20 protein-coding genes and 1 pseudogene are annotated in these 18,194 nt (G+C 72.4%); 12 read left to right on the top strand and 9 right to left on the bottom strand.

Annotated elements, in window-relative coordinates; genetic code table 11:
- Window positions 1–39: 39 nt before the first annotated feature.
- Entirely contained in the window at window positions 40–738 is a 699-nt protein-coding gene (locus E5082_RS01890; protein ID WP_135789542.1) for a PH domain-containing protein, read from the bottom strand.
- A gap of 148 nt (window positions 739–886) precedes the next feature.
- Between E5082_RS01890 and deoC the strand changes: the two genes are divergently transcribed.
- The 3 genes from deoC to E5082_RS01875 are packed head-to-tail and all read left to right on the top strand — an operon-like array spanning window position 887 to window position 4,225.
- Complete coding sequence (deoC, locus tag E5082_RS01885) at window positions 887–1,885, top strand: deoxyribose-phosphate aldolase (RefSeq protein ID WP_190045332.1); 999 nt, start codon at window positions 887–889, stop codon at window positions 1,883–1,885.
- Between the two features lie 5 nt (window positions 1,886–1,890).
- Window positions 1,891–3,327, top strand: a complete 1,437-nt coding sequence (locus E5082_RS01880) for an aldehyde dehydrogenase family protein (protein WP_135789541.1) — start codon at window positions 1,891–1,893, stop codon at window positions 3,325–3,327.
- The gene (locus E5082_RS01875; protein ID WP_135789540.1) at window positions 3,320–4,225 is read left to right on the top strand and encodes an aldehyde dehydrogenase family protein; all 906 of its coding nucleotides are present in this window, start codon (window positions 3,320–3,322) and stop codon (window positions 4,223–4,225) included. The genes E5082_RS01880 and E5082_RS01875 overlap by 8 nt, the downstream gene beginning before the upstream one ends.
- 59 nt (window positions 4,226–4,284) lie before the next feature.
- Here the strand turns inward: E5082_RS01875 and E5082_RS01870 are convergent, their stop codons facing one another.
- Window positions 4,285–4,707 (bottom strand): hypothetical protein, encoded by a 423-nt coding sequence (locus tag E5082_RS01870; RefSeq protein WP_135789539.1) that lies wholly within the window; start codon window positions 4,705–4,707, stop codon window positions 4,285–4,287.
- Between the two features lie 127 nt (window positions 4,708–4,834).
- Between E5082_RS01870 and E5082_RS01865 the strand changes: the two genes are divergently transcribed.
- Window positions 4,835–5,470 carry a uridine kinase gene (locus E5082_RS01865; RefSeq protein WP_229918900.1) on the top strand — a complete coding sequence of 212 codons (636 nt, stop codon included), beginning with the start codon at window positions 4,835–4,837 and terminating at the stop codon, window positions 5,468–5,470.
- 217 nt (window positions 5,471–5,687) lie between these two features.
- On the opposite strand, the gene E5082_RS01860 is transcribed toward E5082_RS01865, so the two are convergent.
- Window positions 5,688–6,467, bottom strand: coding sequence for a SigE family RNA polymerase sigma factor (locus E5082_RS01860; protein WP_135789538.1), 780 nt, complete (start codon window positions 6,465–6,467; stop codon window positions 5,688–5,690).
- 272 nt (window positions 6,468–6,739) lie between these two features.
- On the opposite strand from E5082_RS01860, the gene afsQ1 reads away from it, so the two are divergent.
- The 5 genes and pseudogenes from afsQ1 to E5082_RS01835 all read left to right on the top strand — a co-directional run bounded on the left by afsQ1 (window position 6,740) and on the right by E5082_RS01835 (window position 10,741).
- On the top strand, window positions 6,740–7,417 hold the full coding sequence (afsQ1, locus tag E5082_RS01855; RefSeq protein ID WP_158707462.1) for a two-component system response regulator AfsQ1: 678 nt from the start codon (window positions 6,740–6,742) through the stop codon (window positions 7,415–7,417).
- Complete coding sequence (locus E5082_RS01850; RefSeq protein WP_167513962.1) at window positions 7,414–8,997, top strand: sensor histidine kinase; 1,584 nt, start codon at window positions 7,414–7,416, stop codon at window positions 8,995–8,997. Before afsQ1 ends, E5082_RS01850 begins: the two co-directional genes overlap by 4 nt.
- Window positions 8,994–9,605, top strand: coding sequence for a hypothetical protein (locus tag E5082_RS01845; protein ID WP_135789537.1), 612 nt, complete (start codon window positions 8,994–8,996; stop codon window positions 9,603–9,605). Before E5082_RS01850 ends, E5082_RS01845 begins: the two co-directional genes overlap by 4 nt.
- A gap of 97 nt (window positions 9,606–9,702) precedes the next feature.
- Window positions 9,703–10,239 (top strand): annotated as a pseudogene (locus E5082_RS32765) (VanZ family protein); the annotation flags it as partial.
- A gap of 298 nt (window positions 10,240–10,537) precedes the next feature.
- Window positions 10,538–10,741 (top strand): PspC domain-containing protein, encoded by a 204-nt coding sequence (locus E5082_RS01835; RefSeq protein WP_030806720.1) that lies wholly within the window; start codon window positions 10,538–10,540, stop codon window positions 10,739–10,741.
- Between the two features lie 119 nt (window positions 10,742–10,860).
- Here the strand turns inward: E5082_RS01835 and E5082_RS01830 are convergent, their stop codons facing one another.
- The gene (locus tag E5082_RS01830; protein ID WP_135789535.1) at window positions 10,861–11,214 is read right to left on the bottom strand and encodes an ATP-binding protein; all 354 of its coding nucleotides are present in this window, start codon (window positions 11,212–11,214) and stop codon (window positions 10,861–10,863) included.
- Between the two features lie 32 nt (window positions 11,215–11,246).
- Window positions 11,247–11,654 (bottom strand): hypothetical protein, encoded by a 408-nt coding sequence (locus E5082_RS01825; RefSeq protein WP_135789534.1) that lies wholly within the window; start codon window positions 11,652–11,654, stop codon window positions 11,247–11,249.
- Window positions 11,655–11,678: 24 nt separating this feature from the next.
- On the opposite strand from E5082_RS01825, the gene E5082_RS01820 reads away from it, so the two are divergent.
- Window positions 11,679–12,440 (top strand): alpha/beta hydrolase, encoded by a 762-nt coding sequence (locus E5082_RS01820; RefSeq protein WP_135789533.1) that lies wholly within the window; start codon window positions 11,679–11,681, stop codon window positions 12,438–12,440.
- A 6-nt stretch (window positions 12,441–12,446) separates the two neighbouring features.
- Here E5082_RS01820 and E5082_RS01815 read toward each other — a convergent pair whose 3' ends face one another.
- Window positions 12,447–13,400, bottom strand: coding sequence for a LysR family transcriptional regulator (locus E5082_RS01815; protein ID WP_135789532.1), 954 nt, complete (start codon window positions 13,398–13,400; stop codon window positions 12,447–12,449).
- Between the two features lie 63 nt (window positions 13,401–13,463).
- Between E5082_RS01815 and E5082_RS01810 the strand changes: the two genes are divergently transcribed.
- Both E5082_RS01810 and E5082_RS01805 read left to right on the top strand, forming a co-directional pair.
- Window positions 13,464–14,768, top strand: coding sequence for an MFS transporter (locus tag E5082_RS01810; protein ID WP_135789531.1), 1,305 nt, complete (start codon window positions 13,464–13,466; stop codon window positions 14,766–14,768).
- A 130-nt stretch (window positions 14,769–14,898) separates the two neighbouring features.
- Window positions 14,899–15,912, top strand: coding sequence for a sigma-70 family RNA polymerase sigma factor (locus E5082_RS01805; protein ID WP_135789530.1), 1,014 nt, complete (start codon window positions 14,899–14,901; stop codon window positions 15,910–15,912).
- Here the strand turns inward: E5082_RS01805 and E5082_RS01800 are convergent.
- The 3 genes from E5082_RS01800 to E5082_RS01790 form a co-directional block, all read right to left on the bottom strand.
- Window positions 15,796–16,176, bottom strand: coding sequence for an STAS domain-containing protein (locus E5082_RS01800; RefSeq protein WP_135789529.1), 381 nt, complete (start codon window positions 16,174–16,176; stop codon window positions 15,796–15,798). The two genes, E5082_RS01805 and E5082_RS01800, sit on opposite strands and share 117 nt — an antisense overlap.
- 10 nt (window positions 16,177–16,186) lie before the next feature.
- Complete coding sequence (locus E5082_RS01795; RefSeq protein WP_135789528.1) at window positions 16,187–16,768, bottom strand: Uma2 family endonuclease; 582 nt, start codon at window positions 16,766–16,768, stop codon at window positions 16,187–16,189.
- Between the two features lie 100 nt (window positions 16,769–16,868).
- Window positions 16,869–18,152 (bottom strand): thymidine phosphorylase, encoded by a 1,284-nt coding sequence (locus E5082_RS01790; RefSeq protein ID WP_135790097.1) that lies wholly within the window; start codon window positions 18,150–18,152, stop codon window positions 16,869–16,871.
- Between the last annotated feature and the right edge of the window lie 42 nt (window positions 18,153–18,194).

Genomic DNA, 18,194 nt, shown 5'->3' with positions numbered 1-18,194 from the left:
GGCCGGATTGTCTCCGTCCGCCGCCGACCGTGGCCGGGGTCAGCCCGTGATCAGCAGGACCGCCAGGAGTACGGCGCCCGCCAGGGCCGGGATCAGGATCTCGTAGGACCAGCGGATGGTGATCTCGCCCTGGGCGTGTTCCGCCTCGCCGTGGCGTTCGTGGAGGTCGCGGAGGTCGTCCATGATCTTGTCCGTCTCGGCGCGGACCGGGGCGTCCCCCGCCTCGGCGGCGCCGAAGGCGCTCGCTCCCCCGCCGCCGAAGACCCCGCCGAAGCGGTTGCCGCCCTGGGCGCCGCGGGCCGCCTGCGCCGCCGCCTTCGCCCGCTTGTTGGCCGCGCGCTTGCGGGCGCGCAGCGAGACGGGGATCGCCCAGAGCTGGAACTTGGTGCCGGAGGTGGCCAGCGCCTCGTTGGAGTAGCCCGAGCGCAGGGTGGCCAGTTCGCCCCAGGGCAGGACGATCACCCGGAAGGGGTTGCGGACCCGGAGGCGTTCCTGGTTGGCGAAGACCGCCGGGCGCAGGGTGAACGCCGTCACCAGGGGTACGACCAGGATCATCACGGCCAGCGCGAGCCACGGCACCCGGCCGTGGCCGCGGAACAGCGCGTCGCAGCCGAGCCAGACGACGAGGGCCAGCACGAGCACACCGCCCACGAGTCCCATCGGCGAACGGTAGATCCGGTCCCTGGCGGCGGGCACCACGGGCCGCGAAGCGGGTGTCTGGTGGTCCGGGGTCGTCATGGCCCCGATTCTGCACGAAGGGGACGCGACCACCACCACCTGGCCCCAGAGAGGAACGCATCCGTGACCTGCGACGGTGTGACTGCCCACAACCTCGCCCCTGGGGCTATACAGCCGCTACGCGCGTAGATATGCTCGTCTGGTGACCATGCCCTCCCCCAAGTCCTCGGCGTCGCTCGAACAGGGCGGTGCCCCCCTCGCGTCCCCCGCACAGTCTCTCGCCGACGTCACCGCGTCCGACAGCACGCTGCGCCGCTTCCTCCACGGGCTGCCCGGCGTCGACGCGGTCGGCCTGGAGGCGCGTGCCGCGTCGCTCGGTACCCGTTCGATCAAGACCACCGCGAAGGCGTACGCCATCGACCTCGCCATCTCGATGGTCGACCTGACCACCCTGGAAGGCGCGGACACCCCCGGCAAGGTCCGGGCGCTCGGCGCCAAGGCGGTCCACCCGGACCCCACGGACCGGACGACCCCGACGACCGCGGCCGTCTGCGTCTATCCCGACATGGTGGCCGTCGCCAAGGAGGCCGTCGCCGGTTCCGGCGTCAAGGTCGCCTCGGTCGCCACCGCCTTCCCGGCCGGTCGCGCCGCCCTCGGCGTGAAGCTGGCCGACGTGCGGGACGCGGTTGCGGCGGGCGCCGACGAGATCGACATGGTCATCGACCGGGGCGCGTTCCTCGCGGGCGACTACCTCAAGGTGTACGACGAGATCACCGCCGTGAAGGAGGCCTGCGGGACCAGCGCCCGCCTGAAGGTCATCTTCGAGACCGGCGAGCTGTCCACGTACGACAACATCCGCCGCGCGAGCTGGCTGGGCATGATGGCGGGCGCGGACTTCATCAAGACCTCCACCGGCAAGGTCGCGGTCAACGCCACCCCCGCCAACACCCTGCTGATGCTGGAGGCGGTGCGCGACTTCCGCGCCCAGACCGGCGTCCAGGTCGGCGTGAAGCCCGCGGGCGGCATCCGCACCACCAAGGACGCCATCAAGTTCCTGGTGCTGGTCAACGAGACCGCGGGCCAGGACTGGCTGGACAACCACTGGTTCCGCTTCGGCGCCTCCTCGCTGCTGAACGACCTGCTGATGCAGCGTCAGAAGCTGGCCACCGGCCGCTACTCCGGCCCCGACTACGTGACGGTGGACTGATCACCATGGGTTCCCTCTTCGAGTACGCACCGGCGCCGGAGTCCCGCGCCGTCGTCGACATCGCCCCCTCCTACGGCCTCTTCATCGACGGCGAGTTCACCGACTCCGCCGACGGCAAGGTCTTCAAGACCGTCTCCCCCGCCACCGAGGAGGTCCTCTCCGAGGTCGCCCGGGCCGGCGAGGCGGACGTGGACCGCGCGGTCGGGGCCGCCCGCAAGGCGTTCGCCACATGGTCGGCGCTGCCCGGCTCCGAGCGCGCCAAGTACCTGTTCCGCATCGCCCGCATCATCCAGGAGCGCAGCCGCGAGCTGGCCGTGCTGGAGACGCTGGACAACGGCAAGCCGATCAAGGAGACCCGCGACGCGGACCTCCCCCTGGTCGCCGCCCACTTCTTCTACTACGCGGGCTGGGCCGACAAGCTCGATCACGCCGGCTTCGGGGCGAACCCCCGTCCGCTGGGCGTCGCCGGCCAGGTCATCCCCTGGAACTTCCCCCTGCTGATGCTGGCGTGGAAGATCGCCCCGGCGCTGGCCACCGGCAACACGGTCGTCCTCAAGCCGGCCGAGACCACCCCCCTGTCCGCCCTGTTCTTCGCGGACATCTGCCGCCAGGCTGGCCTGCCCAAGGGTGTCGTCAACATCCTGCCGGGCTACGGCGACGCGGGCGCGGCGCTGGTCGGACACCCCGACGTGAACAAGGTCGCCTTCACCGGCTCCACGGCCGTCGGCAAGGAGATCGCCCGCACGGTCGCGGGCACGAACAAGAAACTCACCCTGGAGCTGGGCGGCAAGGGCGCCAACATCGTCTTCGACGACGCCCCGATCGACCAGGCCGTCGAGGGCATCGTCACCGGCATCTTCTTCAACCAGGGCCAGGTCTGCTGCGCGGGCTCCCGGCTGCTGGTCCAGGAGTCGGTCCAGGACGAGCTGCTGGACGCCCTCAAGCGCCGCCTGTCCACGCTGCGCCTCGGCGACCCGCTGGACAAGAACACCGACATCGGCGCGATCAACTCCGCCGAGCAGCTGGCCCGGATCACCGCGCTGGCGGAGCAGGGCGAGGCGGAGGGCGCCGAGCGCTGGTCCCCGGCGTGCGAACTCCCGTCGTCGGGCTACTGGTTCGCCCCGACGCTGTTCACAGGCGTCACCCAGGCGCACACCATCGCCCGCGACGAGATCTTCGGCCCGGTGCTGTCGGTCCTCTCCTTCCGCACCCCGGACGAGGCCGTCGCCAAGGCCAACAACACCCAGTACGGGCTGTCGGCCGGCATCTGGACCGAGAAGGGCTCCCGCATCCTGGCCGTCGCCAACAAGCTGCGCGCCGGGGTCGTCTGGTCCAACACGTTCAACAAGTTCGACCCGACGTCGCCGTTCGGCGGTTACAAGGAGTCGGGCTTCGGCCGCGAGGGCGGCCGCCACGGCCTGGAGGCGTACCTCGATGTCTGAGAAGACCGAAAAGACCGAGCCGCGGCTGTCGGTCTTCAAGACCTACAAGCTGTACGTCGGCGGGAAGTTCCCGCGTTCCGAGAGCGGCCGGGTGTACGAGGTGACCGACTCCAAGGGCAACTGGCTGGCGAACGCACCGCGGTCGAGCCGCAAGGACGCCCGTGACGCGGTCGTCGCCGCCCGCAAGGCGTTCGGCGGCTGGTCCGGCGCGACCGCGTACAACCGCGGTCAGGTGCTGTACCGGGTGGCCGAGATGCTGGAGGGCCGCCGGGACCAGTTCGTCCGGGAGGTCGCGGACGCCGAGGGCCTGTCGAAGTCGAAGGCGGCCGCGGTCGTGGACGCCACGGTCGACCGCTGGGTCTGGTACGCGGGCTGGACCGACAAGATCGCCCAGGTGGTCGGCGGCGCCAACCCGGTCGCGGGCCCGTACTTCAACCTCTCCTCGCCCGAGCCGACCGGCGTCGTCGCCGTGCTCGCCCCGCAGGAGTCGTCCTTCCTCGGCCTGGTCTCGGTACTCGCCCCGGTGATCGCCACCGGCAACACGGCGGTCGTCGTGGCCTCCGAGAAGGCGCCGCTGCCCGCCCTGTCGCTCGGCGAGGTGCTGGCCACCTCCGACGTGCCGGGCGGTGTCGTCAACATCCTGTCGGGCGGCACGGCCGAGCTGGGCGCGCCGCTCGCCGCGCACCAGGACGTCAACGCGATCGACCTCGCGGGCGCCGACGCCGAGCTGGCGAAGGAGCTGGAGATCGCGGCGGCGGACAACCTGAAGCGCGTTCTCCGTCCACAGCCTGTGGACTACACGGCGACTCCTGGCATCGACCGCATGACCGCGTTCCTGGAGACCAAGACGGTCTGGCACCCGACCGGGGCGCTGGGCGCGTCGGGCTCGTCGTACTGAGCACGCACGAAAGCCGCGCCGCCCCTTCACCTCGTAGGGGCGGCGCGGTTTCGCGTCGGTCAGCCCCTCGGCGTGAGGAGCCCCAGAGCCTGCCCGACGACCGGGACCGCGCCGAAGGACGGCGCCTGGGCGATCGGGGCGGTCAGCGCCAGGGTGTTGAGCGGCTTGAAGTCGGCGACGGTGGTGCCGATGCCGTTGTCCAGCGGGTCGGTGCCGGTGCCGGCCAGCGGGTTGGGCTTGAGGCCGGCGATGGTGCCGGTGGCGTAACCGACCGACGTGGTCAGCGCGTTCACCCCGGACTGCGGGTCGATGTCGCCGATGTCGGCGGAGCGCAGCGGCGGCACGTCCACCAGCGGTGCGGCCGTCTCGGCATGGGCCGTGCTCGCGCCCGCCGCCAGGGCGGCCCCGGCCGAGGCGAGGGCGATCAGGGCGCGCCGCGCGGCGGGCTGACGGGGGGACCGGGGTGCGGAATGTCGGGCCATCGGTGGTGCCGCCTTCTGGTGCGCAGGGTAATACGGTCGACACGTAGGGTAGTTGAGATGTGACGCACGCTCCAATGCGGACCCGCGGGGTCGGCAGGACGGCCACCATGCGTCAAACTGGTGTTCCGTGAGCATCCATCCTCCGTCCCCCGCCCGCGTGGTGCTGCTGTGCGGCCCCTCCGGTTCGGGCAAGTCACTCGTCGCCGCCCTCTCCGGGCTGCCCGTGCTGCGCCTCGACGACTTCTACAAGGAGGGCGACGACCCCACCCTGCCGCTGGTGGACGGAAGCTCGGACATCGACTGGGACCATCCGGAGTCCTGGGACGCCGACGCGGCCCTCGCGGCGATCGCCCGCCTGTGCGCGTCCGGCGCGACCCCGGTACCGGTGTACGACATCTCGCTGAGCGCCCGTACCGGCGAGGACACCCTGAGCATCGGCCGTACCCCGCTGTTCATCGCCGAGGGCATCTTCGCCGCGGAGATCGTCGAGCGCTGCCGCGAACTCGGGCTGCTGGCGGACGCGCTGTGTCTGACCCGGGGTCCGGTCACCACCTTCCGGCGCCGCTTCCTGCGCGATCTGAAGGAGGGGCGCAAGTCGGTGCCGTTCCTGCTGCGCCGGGGCTGGCGGCTGCTGCGCGCGGAACACTCGATCGTGTCCCGCCAGGTGGCCCTGGGCGCCCACGCCTGCGGCCGGGACGAGGCACTGAGCCGGATGGCGGCGGCCGCGGCGGGCCGGCAGGTACGGCAGCAGACGGCGGCGTGACCGGGCGGGGACATGCGGAAGCGGGACTGTGCGGCCCCCCAGCCGTCCAGCCCCGCTTCCGGGTGATCCCCCGTTTCCCCCGTGTCTCCCCTTACGGGTTCCCGGGCGGACCCTCCCCCCGGTGGGCCCCCGCGATTCCCCGTTTCCCCTCGGGCCGAGCCGTGACGGCTCGTTCCCCCCGTTCCCCCGTGGGTCCGTCCCCCGACGGACCCGTCCTTCAGGCCACCAGCTCGCCGAAGGCGTCCTCGTGGTCCCGGCCGAAGCTCAGGACCTCGTCCTCGCGCAGGCGCCGCAACGAGCGCCAGATGCTGGACTTCACCGTGCCGACGCTGATGCCGAGTATGTCGGCGATCTCCGGGTCGGTACGGCCCTCGTAGTACCGCAGCACCAGCATGGTGCGCTGCGGCTCGGGCAGCCGGGCGAGCGCCTGCCACAGGACGGCGCGCAGCTCGGTGCCGCGCATCGCGTCCGTGCCGGCGGGCGTCTCCGGCAGTTCCTCGGTCGGGTACTCGTTCAGCTTGCGGCGGCGCCACGCGCTGATGTGCAGGTTGGTCATGGTGCGGCGGAGGTACCCGCCGACCGCGGCCTTGTCACTGATCCGGTCCCACGCCCGGTAGGTCGAGAACAGCGCGCTCTGCAGCAGGTCCTCGGCCTCGAAGCGGTCGCCGGTCAGGTGGTAGGCGGTCGCGTACAGGGAGGCGCGGCGCTCCTGGACGTAGGCGGTGAACTCCGCCTCCGTCAGCGAGCGACGCTCCCCCGGTTCCTCCCTGTGCGCGCTTCCCCCGTGCCCCTCCCCCGTGCGGGCGTCGACCACCGTCATGTAACCGGTGTGCTGACGCCCGGTGCCGCGGGCGCACCCCCGTATTCCCTGGGACTCGCGGCCGCGTACCGGCAGCGTGGTCCCGGCACCGGACTTCCCGGAATTCTCTGCCCCCCGGTGTGCGTCGTGCAGACGCGTGACCACTGCGCTGGTGCTCATGCCGTGCGGCGTGTTCATCTCGCGCTCCCCGTCGTGGACTTCCGGTGCTCTGCGTGGCCGGTGATGCTCTCCCGCCTGCCGAAAAGCTTGCCGACCGTCCTTCATGGCCGTGTCCGGCGACTGTCACAGACCTGTCACAGGGGCCGGAGCGGGCGGGTCGTACCCGATCCCGGCGGGCCGGAGCTGGCAAAGGGCCGTTTTGGTACGCCGTGTCCGGCTCGCGTCCGCCACCGGAGAACGCGGGGCGGCACGGGTCGTACGACAGGCGGTGCATGGGCCAGAATGAGCCCGTGCCTTCCCTGTTGCTGATCGAGGACGACGACGCCATCCGTACGGCCCTTGAGCTGTCCCTGACGCGCCAGGGGCACCGGGTCGCCACCGCAGCGAGCGGCGAGGACGGCCTGAAACTGCTGCGTGAGCAGCGCCCCGACCTGATCGTGCTGGACGTGATGCTGCCCGGCATCGACGGGTTCGAGGTGTGCCGCCGCATCCGGCGCACCGACCAGTTGCCGATCATCCTGCTGACCGCGCGGAACGACGACATCGACGTGGTGGTCGGGCTGGAGTCCGGCGCCGACGACTACGTGGTCAAACCGGTGCAGGGCCGCGTGCTGGACGCCCGTATCCGGGCCGTGCTGCGGCGCGGGGAGCGCGAGTCCAGCGACTCGGCGACCTTCGGCAGTGTCGTCATCGACCGGTCCGCGATGACCGTGACCAAGAACGGCGAGGACCTCCAGCTCACCCCGACCGAGCTGCGGCTGCTGCTGGAGCTGAGCCGCCGGCCGGGGCAGGCGCTGTCCCGGCAGCAGTTGCTGCGGCTGGTGTGGGAGCACGACTACCTGGGCGACTCGCGCCTGGTGGACGCGTGTGTGCAGCGGCTGCGGGCGAAGGTCGAGGACGTGCCGTCCTCCCCGACCCTGATCCGCACGGTCCGTGGTGTCGGCTACCGCCTGGACGCCCCTCAGTGAGCGAGCGCGGGGGATTCGGCCGCTGGGCGGCCGAACGGGGGAGGAAGCTGGCCGGACTGCGGTTCACCAGCCTGCGGCTGCGGCTGGTGCTGGTCTTCGGGCTGGTCGCGCTGACGGCCGCGGTGTCCGCGTCGGGCATCGCGTACTGGCTCAACCGGGAGGCGGTGCTCACCCGCGCCCAGGACGCGGTGCTGCGCGACTTCCGGCAGGAGATGCAGAACCGCGCGGGCGCGCTGCCCGCGCGCCCCACGCAGGACGAACTCCAGCGTGCCGCCGGACAGATGGCGGGCAGCAGCCAGCGCTTCAGCGTGCTGCTGGTCGCCCGGGACCCCGACGGCCGCACGGTGTACGGCGGTTCGGGTGGCCTGAGCGGCTTCTCGCTGAAGGACGTGCCCCCGTCGCTGCGTGCGGCGGTGAACAAGCGGCAGAAGACGAGCGGCTCCGGCAAGTCGCCGTACCACCTGTACTGGCAGCGCGTCACCGAGCGCGGCACGCCCTTCCTGGTGGCCGGGACCAAGGTGGTCGACGGCGGCTCGACCGGCTACATGGCGAAGTCGCTGGAGCCGGAGGCCAAGGACCTCAACTCCCTTGCCTGGTCGCTGGGTATCGCGACCGCGCTCGCCCTGATCGGCTCGGCCCTGCTCGCGCAGGCCGCCGCCACGACCGTGCTGAAACCCGTGCACCGCCTCGGAGTCGCCGCGCGAAGGCTTGGCGAGGGACGGCTCGACACCCGGCTGCGGGTCACCGGCACGGACGAACTCGCCGACCTGTCACGGACGTTCAACAAAGCGGCCGAGGCGCTGGAGAAGCGGGTCGCGGACATGGCCGCCCGTGACGAGTCCTCCCGCCGCTTCGTCGCCGACATGTCGCACGAACTGCGTACCCCGCTGACCGCCATCACCGCCGTGACCGAAGTGCTGGAGGACGAGCTGGAGTTCGAGGGCGGCGGCATCGACCCGATGATCGAGCCCGCGGTACGCCTGGTGGTCAGCGAGACCAAGCGGCTGAACGACCTGGTCGAGAACCTGATGGAGGTCACCCGCTTCGACGCGGGCACCGCCCGGCTGGTCCTGGACGACGTCGACATCGCGGACCAGATCACCGCCTGCATCGACGCCCGCGCCTGGCTGGACGCGGTCGAGCTGGACGCCGAGCGCGGCATCCACTCCCGGCTCGACCCGCGCCGCCTGGACGTCATCCTCGCCAATCTGATCGGCAACGCCCTCAAGCACGGTGGCTCCCCGGTGCGGGTCTCGGTCCGTATCGACGGTGACGACCTGCTGATCGCGGTACGCGACCACGGTCCCGGTATCCCCGAGGAGGTGCTGCCGCACGTCTTCGACCGCTTCTACAAGGCCAGCGCCTCCCGTCCCCGGTCGGAGGGCAGCGGGCTCGGCCTCTCCATCGCGCTGGAGAACGCCCACATCCACGGCGGTGAGATCACGGCCGCCAACTCTCCCGACGGCGGCGCGGTGTTCACGCTCCGGCTGCCGCGCGACGCCTCCCGCCTGACGGAGGAGTCCGGCGACGACGAGAAGGGCGGCTCCCTGGCCGGGGGCAGCGGCGGGGAGGGCGCGTGAGCGGGCGGGCGGTACGAGGGCTGCTGGCGCTGCCGCTGCTGGGCGCGCTGCTCACCGGCTGCGGCATCCGGCCGACGGAGGTGCCGACCGACTTCGGAAGCGCGCCGTCGCGGGTGCCCTGTTCACCGGCCGGGTCCGGGCAGGCCACCCAGTCGCCGGAGGGGGTTCCGGTGCAGGTGTTCCTGCTGTGCGGGGCCTCGCTGGTGACCGTGGACCGTTCGGTGCGGGTGCCGGAGGGCACGCCGGACGCGCGGCGCCGGGTCATGGTCGCGCAGGGTCTGCTGGACCAGCTCGCCTCGGCGCCCTCCGCCGGGGAACGCGCTGCGGGCTACCAGACGCGGGTACCGGGCGGCATCACCGTGACCGGGCCGGGCCACGCGGAGCCCGAGGAGGCGCTGCGCCTGAGCACCGCCCCGGACAAGCTGGGTTCCCCCGCGCTCGCCCAGGTGGTGTGCACCTTCTCCGACTCGGCGGCGGCGGAGGGCGACGGCTCGGTGATCCTGGCGGGTCCGGCCCCGGCCGCGCCGCGCCGGTACGAGTGCACGGAGGGCGTGCGCGACCATCCGGGGCGGGTCCAGCCCCCGTCCAGCTCCGTCGCGTTGAACTGAGCCAAGACACCGCCCGGTGCCCGTGTGGCGCACGCCTCACCGGGGCGGGGGGCGCCGAAGCGGAACCGTTCCAGCGCGGCGTGGCGTCTTGGGGGACGTGCAGCGTCAAGGCTCCATCGGCGGCAGCGCCGCGAACCGCATCCGAGTGACCGGGGCAATCCTCCTCGTCGCGCATCTCGCGCTCGTCGCCTGGCTGACGCTGCGGCCCCTGGACGTGCCGTGGGTACGCCCCGCGAACCTCCACCCCCTGACCGGGCTGCGTGCCGACCTGGCGCTGGGCTGGCCCGAGGCGGGGCGCCGCATCGGCGAGGGCCTGGCGCTGCTGGCTCCGCTGGGCGTCCTGCTGCCCATGACTGCCGGCAGGCTCAGGGTGTCCGGCCTGGCGTCCCTGTTCCGTACGGCCGCCGCCGGTGCCCTGATCTCGCTGGGGATCGCCCTGTTGCAGACGGGGGTGCCGGGGCGGGTGGTGGATGTGGACGTGCTGCTGCTGAACACGGCGGGTGTGCTGCTGGCCCATCTGACGGTGGTCCCGGCGGGGCGGGCCTGGCTGCGGAGGCGGCTGGGCGGGGGCGGTGTGCCGGAGGAGGGGTACGGGCACCGGGGCGGGCGCGGCGGACTGGGGGGTGTCCCCGAGGGCATCTCCCAGGGCGCGTCCGGGGGTTGCGAGGGGTATCCGGGCGGGGAGGTACACGGGGCCGACCGGGTTGCCGGGGCTGGCGTCGCGGGTCCGGCAGGTGGTGCGGTGAGCGTGCGCGGGGAGCTTTCTCAGGGGCGCACCCCGACGATTCCCAGGGTCGGTATCGCCCCTTAGAGTGATGCTTCTCCCGCTTCGTCTCCGTACCGTTGGGCATACGACGACAGACGGGGGCGCGCACTCGGCCCGCCCCGGCAGCCGGCCCGGTCGCGGGCCGACGACGACGGAGGAGCCCGCCATGACCGCCCTTGCCCGCCCCACCAACGGCCGCATGATCGGCGGCGTCTGCGCCGCGCTGGCCCGGCGTTTCGGTATGTCGGCGGGGACGATGCGGGTGATCTTCCTGGTGTCCTGCCTGCTGCCCGGCCCGCAGTTCCTGCTGTACATAGCCCTGTGGATACTGCTGCCCTCCGAGGACAAGGCCCGCACCACCGCCTGGTGAGCGAGCCCCCGGCCGGTTGCCGCTCACGCGAAACGCCGCCGAGGTCGTCCCGGAGAGCACCGGACGGCCTCGGCGGCGTCGTGTGTGGGCCGCGTGGGGAGCGGCGCGCGGGGCGGGTGTCAGCCGAGCGGGATGCCGTTGAGGCCCAGGCCGTGGGTGGGCAGGCCCTGCACCGGCAGCCCGCCGAGCAGTCCGGCGACGGGCGCGGTCGGCCCCTGGGCGAGCACCTTCTGCACTGCGGGGCGCGCGGTGTTCAGCCCGCCGCCGATCACACCCTGCCCCTGGGAGACGGCCTCGGCGGCGCCGGGCAGCACCTGGGTGACGTTCGCGGCCGGCAGCGTGTGGGCGGCGGAACCCACGACGGGGAGGGCGTCCGGGGCGAGCGGAGCCGCGTCGGCAGCGCCCGCGCCTGCGGCGGCGAAAGCGGCACCGAGGGCGGCGACACCAAGGGTCTTGGCAGCAGACTGCTTCATGGTAAATGCGTCCTTGAATGCGGAGACATGGATCACTGATGATCCGAGCGGTTCATGACCGTAAACATCACCGGTCGCCCACCGCAATCACCGAAATGCGGACGGCCGGGGAATGTCTGTACGTATTCTCCGGGCGTGCGATCAGTAATACAGACATCCTCTTCCCTATCCGCGCTGGTGACAGCGGCGGGCAGGAACGCTCGTTCGGGCAGCTGCCCTTCACGCCGAGGGTGGGTGAAGTCCTGGACTGCAGTGGACCGTTCATCGAAAGGAATGAACCTTGATTTCATCGCATTGACTTCACAACCGGCACCGGAAATCGAGCGTGCGGACGGACTCCTCGACAGGATGCGCGCATTCCGGCCGTTCACGCGGTGGCGCGATCCGTACCCCGTGCGCGTCGATACGCAATGGTGACCGCCGGGAAGGGTTTCGTACACCGCGCCTTCTGACAGTGTTCTGCCATGGGACAGCAAGCGACGACGCCGGTCCGGACGGCCAGGCTCGGAAAGGCGGTCGGCCGCGCGCCGGGCGCGGTCAGCGGAGCGGTACTGGTGCTCCCCGGCGGGGACGAGGTCTCCACCCGCCGGCCGGCCCCGTTCCTGCCCGGCACCTTCGCCCGCGCCCTGGCCCGCAGCCTGGCCCGCGCCGGCCGGGAGGAAGGGCTCGCCGTCCACCCGGTCCACTACCGCTACCGCGGCTGGAACGGCGCCGAGGCCCACCTCGCGGCGGACGCCAACTGGGCCGCGGACGAGGTGGTGCGGCGGTACGGGGACGTGCCGGTGTGCCTGGTCGGGCTGGACATGGGCGGCCGGGCCGCGCTAGGCGCCGGGGGCCACGAGGCGGTCAACTCCGTGGTGACGATCGCCCCTTGGCTTCCGGGGGAGGGCGCGGACGCCGACGAGCCGGTCAAGCAGCTGGTGGGGCGCCGGGTGCTGATCGCGCACGGCACGAACGACGAACGGTGCGATCCGGAGCTGTCGTTCCGGCTGGCGGCCCGCGCGAAGAAGGTGAACCGGGAGGTGTGCCGGTTCGAGGTGCACTCCGACGGGCACGGGCTGCACCAGCACCGGGACGAAGTGCTCGCCCTGACCGTGGACTTCGCACTGGGCGCTCTGTTCGGCAGCCCGCTGTCCCGCCCGGTGGAGGACGCGCTCGCGGCGCCGCCGCCGATAGGGCTGCGGATGCCGCTGGCGTCGGGGTTCGGGAAGTCGCTGCGCAGGTAACCGGGTTCAGGAGGGGAGCAGGCTGCCCCGCCTGGAGAGCAGGAACTTCTTGAAGGCGGCCACCGGCGGGGTGTCCGTGTGGTCGGCCAGCCAGGCGACGCCGATCTCGCGGACCGCCCTCGGCGCGGTCACCGTCAGTTCCACCACGCCCGGCCGGGGCACGGTGGGCGGCGGCAGCAGGGCGACCCCGAGGCCCGCGGCCACCAGCCCGCGCAGCGTCTCCGCCTCCTCCCCCTCGAAGGCGACCCTGGGCCGGAAACCGGCCTCGCGGCACAGGTCGTCGGTGATGCGGCGCAGGCCGTAGCCGGGCTCCAGGGTCACGAAGGTCTCGTCGGCCGCCTCCGCGAGCCGGATGCGGCGGCGGCCGGCCAGCCGGTGGTCGGCCGGGACGACCAGGCGCAGCTTCTGTTCGTCCAGCCGCCGGGCGACCAGGTCGGGCGCGTCCGGCACCGGCGAGGTGAGGCAGAGGTCCAGCTCGCCCGCCCGGAGCCCCTCCAGCATGGCCTCGCCGTAGTTCTGCACCAGGCTGAAGCGCACCCGGGGATGGTCGGCGCGGAAGGCGTGCAGCAGACCGGGTACGGTCTCGGGGCCCATGGTGTGCAGGAAGCCGAAGGCGACCTTGCCGGTGGCCGGGTCGGCGTCCGCGCGGACCTCCTCGGCGGCCCGCTCGACCTCGGCAAGGGCCCGTTCCACCGACCCGAGGAAGGTCCGCCCGGCCGGGGTGAGGGAGACGGTGCGGCCGTGCCGGGCGAACAGGTCCACCCCGAGGTCCTGCTCCAGCCGGACCATCGCGCGGGAGAGGGTGGACTGCGGGACGTTCATCTCGTGCGCGGCGCGGGTGACGTGCTCGGTGCGGGCCACCCCGGCGAAGTAGGCGAGGCGGGGCGCGAGCAGCAGCGCCATGTCTTCTGTGTCACCGGACGGTGATAGGCGCGGCTGTGACCTTCGCTGATGCTCCATGGGAACGATTATGGCGATTCCATGCATTGGACGGATGAGTGGCCGCGTCCGTAGTTTCGAGGCATGTCTCCCGCCAGTACCGGGGCGTCCATCAGCGTGGACGCCCGCACGCCCGTCCCCTCCCCCGAGACCTCCGCTCCGGCCCCGGCCGACTCGCGGCTGACGCCCGGCGGCCCCGGCTACCGCCGGATGAGCTTCGCCCTCTTCCTCGCGGGCGTGGCGACCTTCGCGCTGCTGTACTCCACGCAGGCCCTGCTGCCGCTGATCTCCGACGACTACGGGGTGGCGGCCGGCGAGGCGAGCTGGACCGTGGCGGCGGCCACCGGCGGGCTGGCGTTGTTCGTGCTGCCGATGAGCGCGCTGTCGGAACGGTTCGGCCGCCGGACCGTGATGACGGCGTCCCTGATGGTCGCTGTCGGCGTCGGCCTGCTGGTGCCGTTCGCGCCGTCCATCGGCGCGCTGGTCGCGCTGCGGGCCGTGCAGGGCGCCGCGCTGGCCGGGCTGCCCGCCTCCGCGACGGCGTACCTGGCCGAGGAGGTCCGGCCGAAGGCGCTGGTCACGGCGATCGGCCTGTTCGTGGCGGGCAACAGCGTGGGCGGCATGAGCGGCCGGGTCATCACCGGCTGGGTCGCGCAGGAGTGGGGGTGGCGGATCGCCGTCGGGGTGATCGGCCTGGTCGCGGTGGGCTGCGCCGTGGCGTTCCGGCTGCTGCTGCCCGCGCCCCGGCACTTCGAGGCCGGTTCGCTGCGCCCCCGCGTGCTGGCCCGGGCGGTCCGCGACCACCTCTCCTCCCCGCTGCTGCGCCGCCTGTACGCGATCGGCGCGCTGTTCATGACGGTGTTCGGCGGCGTGTACACGGTGATCGGCTACCGGCTGACCGAGGCGCCGTTCTCCCTGCCGCAGGGCATCATCGGCTCGATCTTCCTGGTCTACCTGGTCGGCACGGTCTCCGCGTCGTCGGCGGGCCGGCTGGTGGGCCGCCTCGGCCGCCGGGGCGCGCTGTACACGGCGGGCGCTACGACGGCGGCGGGCCTGCTGCTGTCGCTGGTGCCGTCCCTGCCGCTGGTCCTGCTGGGCCTGGTGCTGATCACGGCCGGCTTCTTCGCGGGCCACGCGGTCGCCTCCTCGGCGGTCGGCAAGACGGCCACGCACGGCCGCGCCCAGGCGACCGCCCTGTACCAGTCGTCGTACTACATCGGCTCCAGCGCGGGCAGCACCGTCGGCGCGCTCGCCTTCCACTCCGGCGGCTGGGCGGGCACGGTCGGCGTGGGCCTGCTCGCCGTCATGGGGGTCGTCGCGATCACCGCGCTGGGCACCCTCGCGGCGGCCCGTACCGCCGCGCGCCAGGAGGCCGTACCGGCGCACTGACCCGGTGCGCGCGCCTGCCCGAGCTGCGGGTTCTCCGAGTCCGGGGGCCATTGTCAGTGGGCTGCGGTAGCTTCCGGAGTACTGGGGCGCGACGGCGCGCGTACGGGACGGCCACAGGGGTGGGTGGACGATGAGTGACGGCACGGCGACGGCGGACCTCGATGTCGCGCTGGAGAAGCACCGGACCGAGCTGACCGGGTACTGCTATCGCATGCTCGGCTCGTCCTTCGAGGCCGAGGACGCGGTACAGGACACGCTGGTACGGGCCTGGCGGAGCTACGACAAGTTCGAGGGCCGGTCCAGTCTGCGGTCCTGGCTGTACCGCATCGCCACCAACGTCTGCCTGGACATGCTGGCCGCGGGCAAGAAACGGGCCCGCCCGATGGACCTCACCGAACCGACCCCGCTCGCGCAGGCAGCGCTCTCCCCGCGCCCGGACCACACCTGGCTGGAGCCCGTGCCGGACGCCCGGGTGCTGCCCGCGGTGACCGACCCGGCGGAGGCGGCGGTGGCCCGCGAGTCGATCCGGCTGGCGTTCATGGCGGCGCTCCAGCAGCTGCCGCCCAAGCAGCGGGCGGTGCTGATCCTGCGCGAGGTGCTGGCCTGGCGGGCCAGTGAGGTGGCCGAGCTGCTCGGCACCACGGTCGCCTCGGTCAACAGCGCCCTCCAGCGGGCCCGCGCCACCCTGGCCGAGCGCGCGGACACCGGCGCCGAGGCCGCGGTCTCCGACCCGCTGGACGAGGAGCAGAAGCAGCTCCTGGAGCGCTATGTGAAGGCGTTCGAGGGGTACGACATGACGGCACTGACCGCCCTGCTCCACGAGGACGCGGTGATGACCATGCCGCCGTTCGACCTCTGGCTGCTCGGCCCGACCGACATCACCGGCTTCATGTCCACCATGGGCGCCTCCTGCGCGGGGTCCCGCCTCCTCCCGGTCCAGGTCAACGGCCTCCCTGGCTTCGCCCACTACAAGCCCGACCCGGAAAAGGGCGGTTTCACCCCCTGGGCCGTCCAGGTCCTGGAGATCTCAGGAGGCCGCATCACCGGTTTCCACTGCTTCCTCGACACCCCCCGCTGGTTCCCCCTCTTCGACCTCCCCCTCCACCTGGATCCCGAGCCCGACGAGGCCGAGCAGGGCGCGTAGCGCGGGCTCCGGTCCGCGCAGCGCTGTCCGCCCGCCTCCCCGGCGGGCGGCCAGCTCCAGCCGCGCGAGAAGCTCGACCTGCGCCAGCCCCGGCGGCCCCAGCCCCGACACGTCACAGACGACAACCCCGCTGCGGGGGGCCAGCCCCCGCACCACATCAGCCAGCCCCGCCACCTCATCCCGGGTGACGGGGCCACGCAGCACGAGCACGGGGTCGGTCCTGGGGTCCACGTCGGGTAGACCGGGGGCACCCCCACAACTCATCGCCCGGTGATCAGTCCACGGGGAACTCGCTGGTGTCGATCGCCACGTCGAACGGCTTGGGCAGGTGGACGGTGTCACCGGACTTCACCGCGCTGAGCACCCGGTAGACCTCGTCCTTCGGCTCACCGTAGAGGGTGACAGTGGGGCCACCCGGGGCCCAGGGGTCCACGAGCAGATACAGCGGGATGCCCGCCGTGGCGTACGCGGCCGCCTTGCTGATCCGGTCGTGCCGAGCGTTGGACGGCGAGGTCACCTCGACGACGAGTTCGGCGAGGGCTGCCGGGATGTGCGACTCCGTCTCGGACGGCTGCAGCGGCGCGACGACCAGATCAGGGATGAACATGCCCAGGCGGGAGGGCACGGCGATGGACAGTGTCTGGAAGATCTCCCAGTCCTCGGGGATCACGGAGTAGAGGCGACGCTGGATGCGCGCCGCCATCACGTTGTGGCGGTACGCGGGAATGGGCGACACGGTGACGATCCCCTCGATGATCTCCACGCTGCTGCCCTCGGGCCAGTCCGACTCGCCCCAGAACCGGACGAGGTCGTCCCAGGTGCGGTCGGGGTCCTGGCGCACGGTGAGTGCGCTCATGGCGGTCTCCAATCAGTGCGTCACCGATCCCAGCATGCATGACGAACGGGACCGGCGGAGGTCCACCGATCCCGTTCACCCGAACGAAGAAGTCCCCTGATCAGGCGATACGTTCCAGCACGACCGGCGAAGCCGTGAACTCGGTGCCCGTGGGCGCGATGTCGTACGACCCCTCCGTCGCCTCCAGGGCGTAGCCGAAGCGGTCCGGGGTGTCCGTGTGGAGGGTCAGCAGGGGCTGGCCGGCGACCACCGTGTCGCCCGGCTTCGCGTGGAGCTCCACGCCCGCCCCGGCCTGCACCGGGTCCTCCTTGCGGGCGCGGCCCGCGCCGAGGCGCCAGGCGGCGATGCCGATGTCGTAGGCGTCGAGGCGGGTGAGGACGCCGGAGGTGGGGGCCACGACCACGTGCTGCTCGCGGGCCACGGGGAGGCTCGCGTCCGGGTCGCCGCCCTGGGCCGCGATCATGCGGCGCCAGACGTCCATCGCGGAGCCGTCGGCCAGGGCCTTGGCGGGGTCGGCGTCCTTGAGGCCGGCCGCGTCGAGCATCTCGCGGGCGAGGGCGAGGGTCAGCTCGACGACGTCCGCCGGGCCGCCGCCCGCCAGGACCTCGACGGACTCGCGGACCTCGAGCGCGTTGCCCGCGGTGAGGCCGAGCGGGGTGGACATGTCGGTGAGGAGGGCGACCGTCTTCACGCCGTGGTCGGTGCCGAGGCCCACCATGGTGGAGGCCAGCTCACGGGCGTCGTCCAGGGTCTTCATGAAGGCGCCGGAGCCCACCTTCACGTCCAGGACCAGGGAGCCGGTGCCCTCCGCGATCTTCTTCGACATGATCGAGGACGCGATCAGCGGGATCGCCTCCACCGTGCCGGTCACGTCGCGCAGGGCGTACAGCTTCTTGTCCGCCGGAGCCAGGCCGTCGCCCGCCGCGCAGATCACCGCGCCGACGCTGTCCAGCACCGACAGCATCTCCTCGTTGGAGAGCAGCGCGCGCCAGCCGGGGATGGACTCCAGCTTGTCCAGGGTGCCGCCGGTGTGGCCGAGGCCGCGCCCGGAGAGCTGCGGCACGGCCGCGCCGCAGGCGGCGACCAGCGGGGCCAGCGGAAGCGTGATCTTGTCGCCGACGCCGCCCGTGGAGTGCTTGTCGGCGGTCGGCCGGGACAGCGAGGAGAAGTCCATGCGCTCGCCGGAGGCGATCATCGCCGCGGTCCAGCGGGCGATCTCCCGGCGGTCCATCCCGTTGAGCAGGATCGCCATGTTGAGGGCGGCCATCTGGTAGTCGGCGACCTCGCCGCGGGTGTACGCGTCGATGACCCAGTCGATCTGCTCGTCGGTCAGTGCGGCGCGGTCCCGCTTGCTGCGGATGACGGAGATGGCGTCCATGGCCAGGGAGTTCCTTCCGGGAGGTGCAGATGTGCGGCCCCCCTGCTC

It is taken from the genome of Streptomyces griseoluteus (assembly GCF_004784465.1).
GTDB lineage: Bacteria > Actinomycetota > Actinomycetes > Streptomycetales > Streptomycetaceae > Streptomyces > Streptomyces griseoluteus.
Note: the sequence above shows the minus strand (reverse complement) of the source record. Positions and strands in the feature narration are given on the sequence as shown.

Bases quoted from the DNA above. Each gene is read 5' to 3' on its own strand.
- E5082_RS01890 (WP_135789542.1), bottom strand. From the start codon at position 738: ATGACGACCCCGGACCACCAGACACCCGCTTCGCGGCCCGTGGTGCCC.
- deoC (WP_190045332.1), top strand. From the start codon at position 887: ATGCCCTCCCCCAAGTCCTCGGCGTCGCTCGAACAGGGCGGTGCCCCC.
- E5082_RS01880 (WP_135789541.1), top strand. From the start codon at position 1,891: ATGGGTTCCCTCTTCGAGTACGCACCGGCGCCGGAGTCCCGCGCCGTC.
- E5082_RS01875 (WP_135789540.1), top strand. From the start codon at position 3,320: ATGTCTGAGAAGACCGAAAAGACCGAGCCGCGGCTGTCGGTCTTCAAG.
- E5082_RS01870 (WP_135789539.1), bottom strand. From the start codon at position 4,707: ATGGCCCGACATTCCGCACCCCGGTCCCCCCGTCAGCCCGCCGCGCGG.
- E5082_RS01860 (WP_135789538.1), bottom strand. From the start codon at position 6,467: ATGAACACGCCGCACGGCATGAGCACCAGCGCAGTGGTCACGCGTCTG.
- E5082_RS01835 (WP_030806720.1), top strand. From the start codon at position 10,538: ATGACCGCCCTTGCCCGCCCCACCAACGGCCGCATGATCGGCGGCGTC.
- E5082_RS01830 (WP_135789535.1), bottom strand. From the start codon at position 11,214: ATGAAGCAGTCTGCTGCCAAGACCCTTGGTGTCGCCGCCCTCGGTGCC.
- E5082_RS01820 (WP_135789533.1), top strand. From the start codon at position 11,679: ATGGGACAGCAAGCGACGACGCCGGTCCGGACGGCCAGGCTCGGAAAG.
- E5082_RS01815 (WP_135789532.1), bottom strand. From the start codon at position 13,400: ATGGAGCATCAGCGAAGGTCACAGCCGCGCCTATCACCGTCCGGTGAC.
- E5082_RS01810 (WP_135789531.1), top strand. From the start codon at position 13,464: ATGTCTCCCGCCAGTACCGGGGCGTCCATCAGCGTGGACGCCCGCACG.
- E5082_RS01805 (WP_135789530.1), top strand. From the start codon at position 14,899: ATGAGTGACGGCACGGCGACGGCGGACCTCGATGTCGCGCTGGAGAAG.
- E5082_RS01800 (WP_135789529.1), bottom strand. From the start codon at position 16,176: ATGAGTTGTGGGGGTGCCCCCGGTCTACCCGACGTGGACCCCAGGACC.
- E5082_RS01795 (WP_135789528.1), bottom strand. From the start codon at position 16,768: ATGAGCGCACTCACCGTGCGCCAGGACCCCGACCGCACCTGGGACGAC.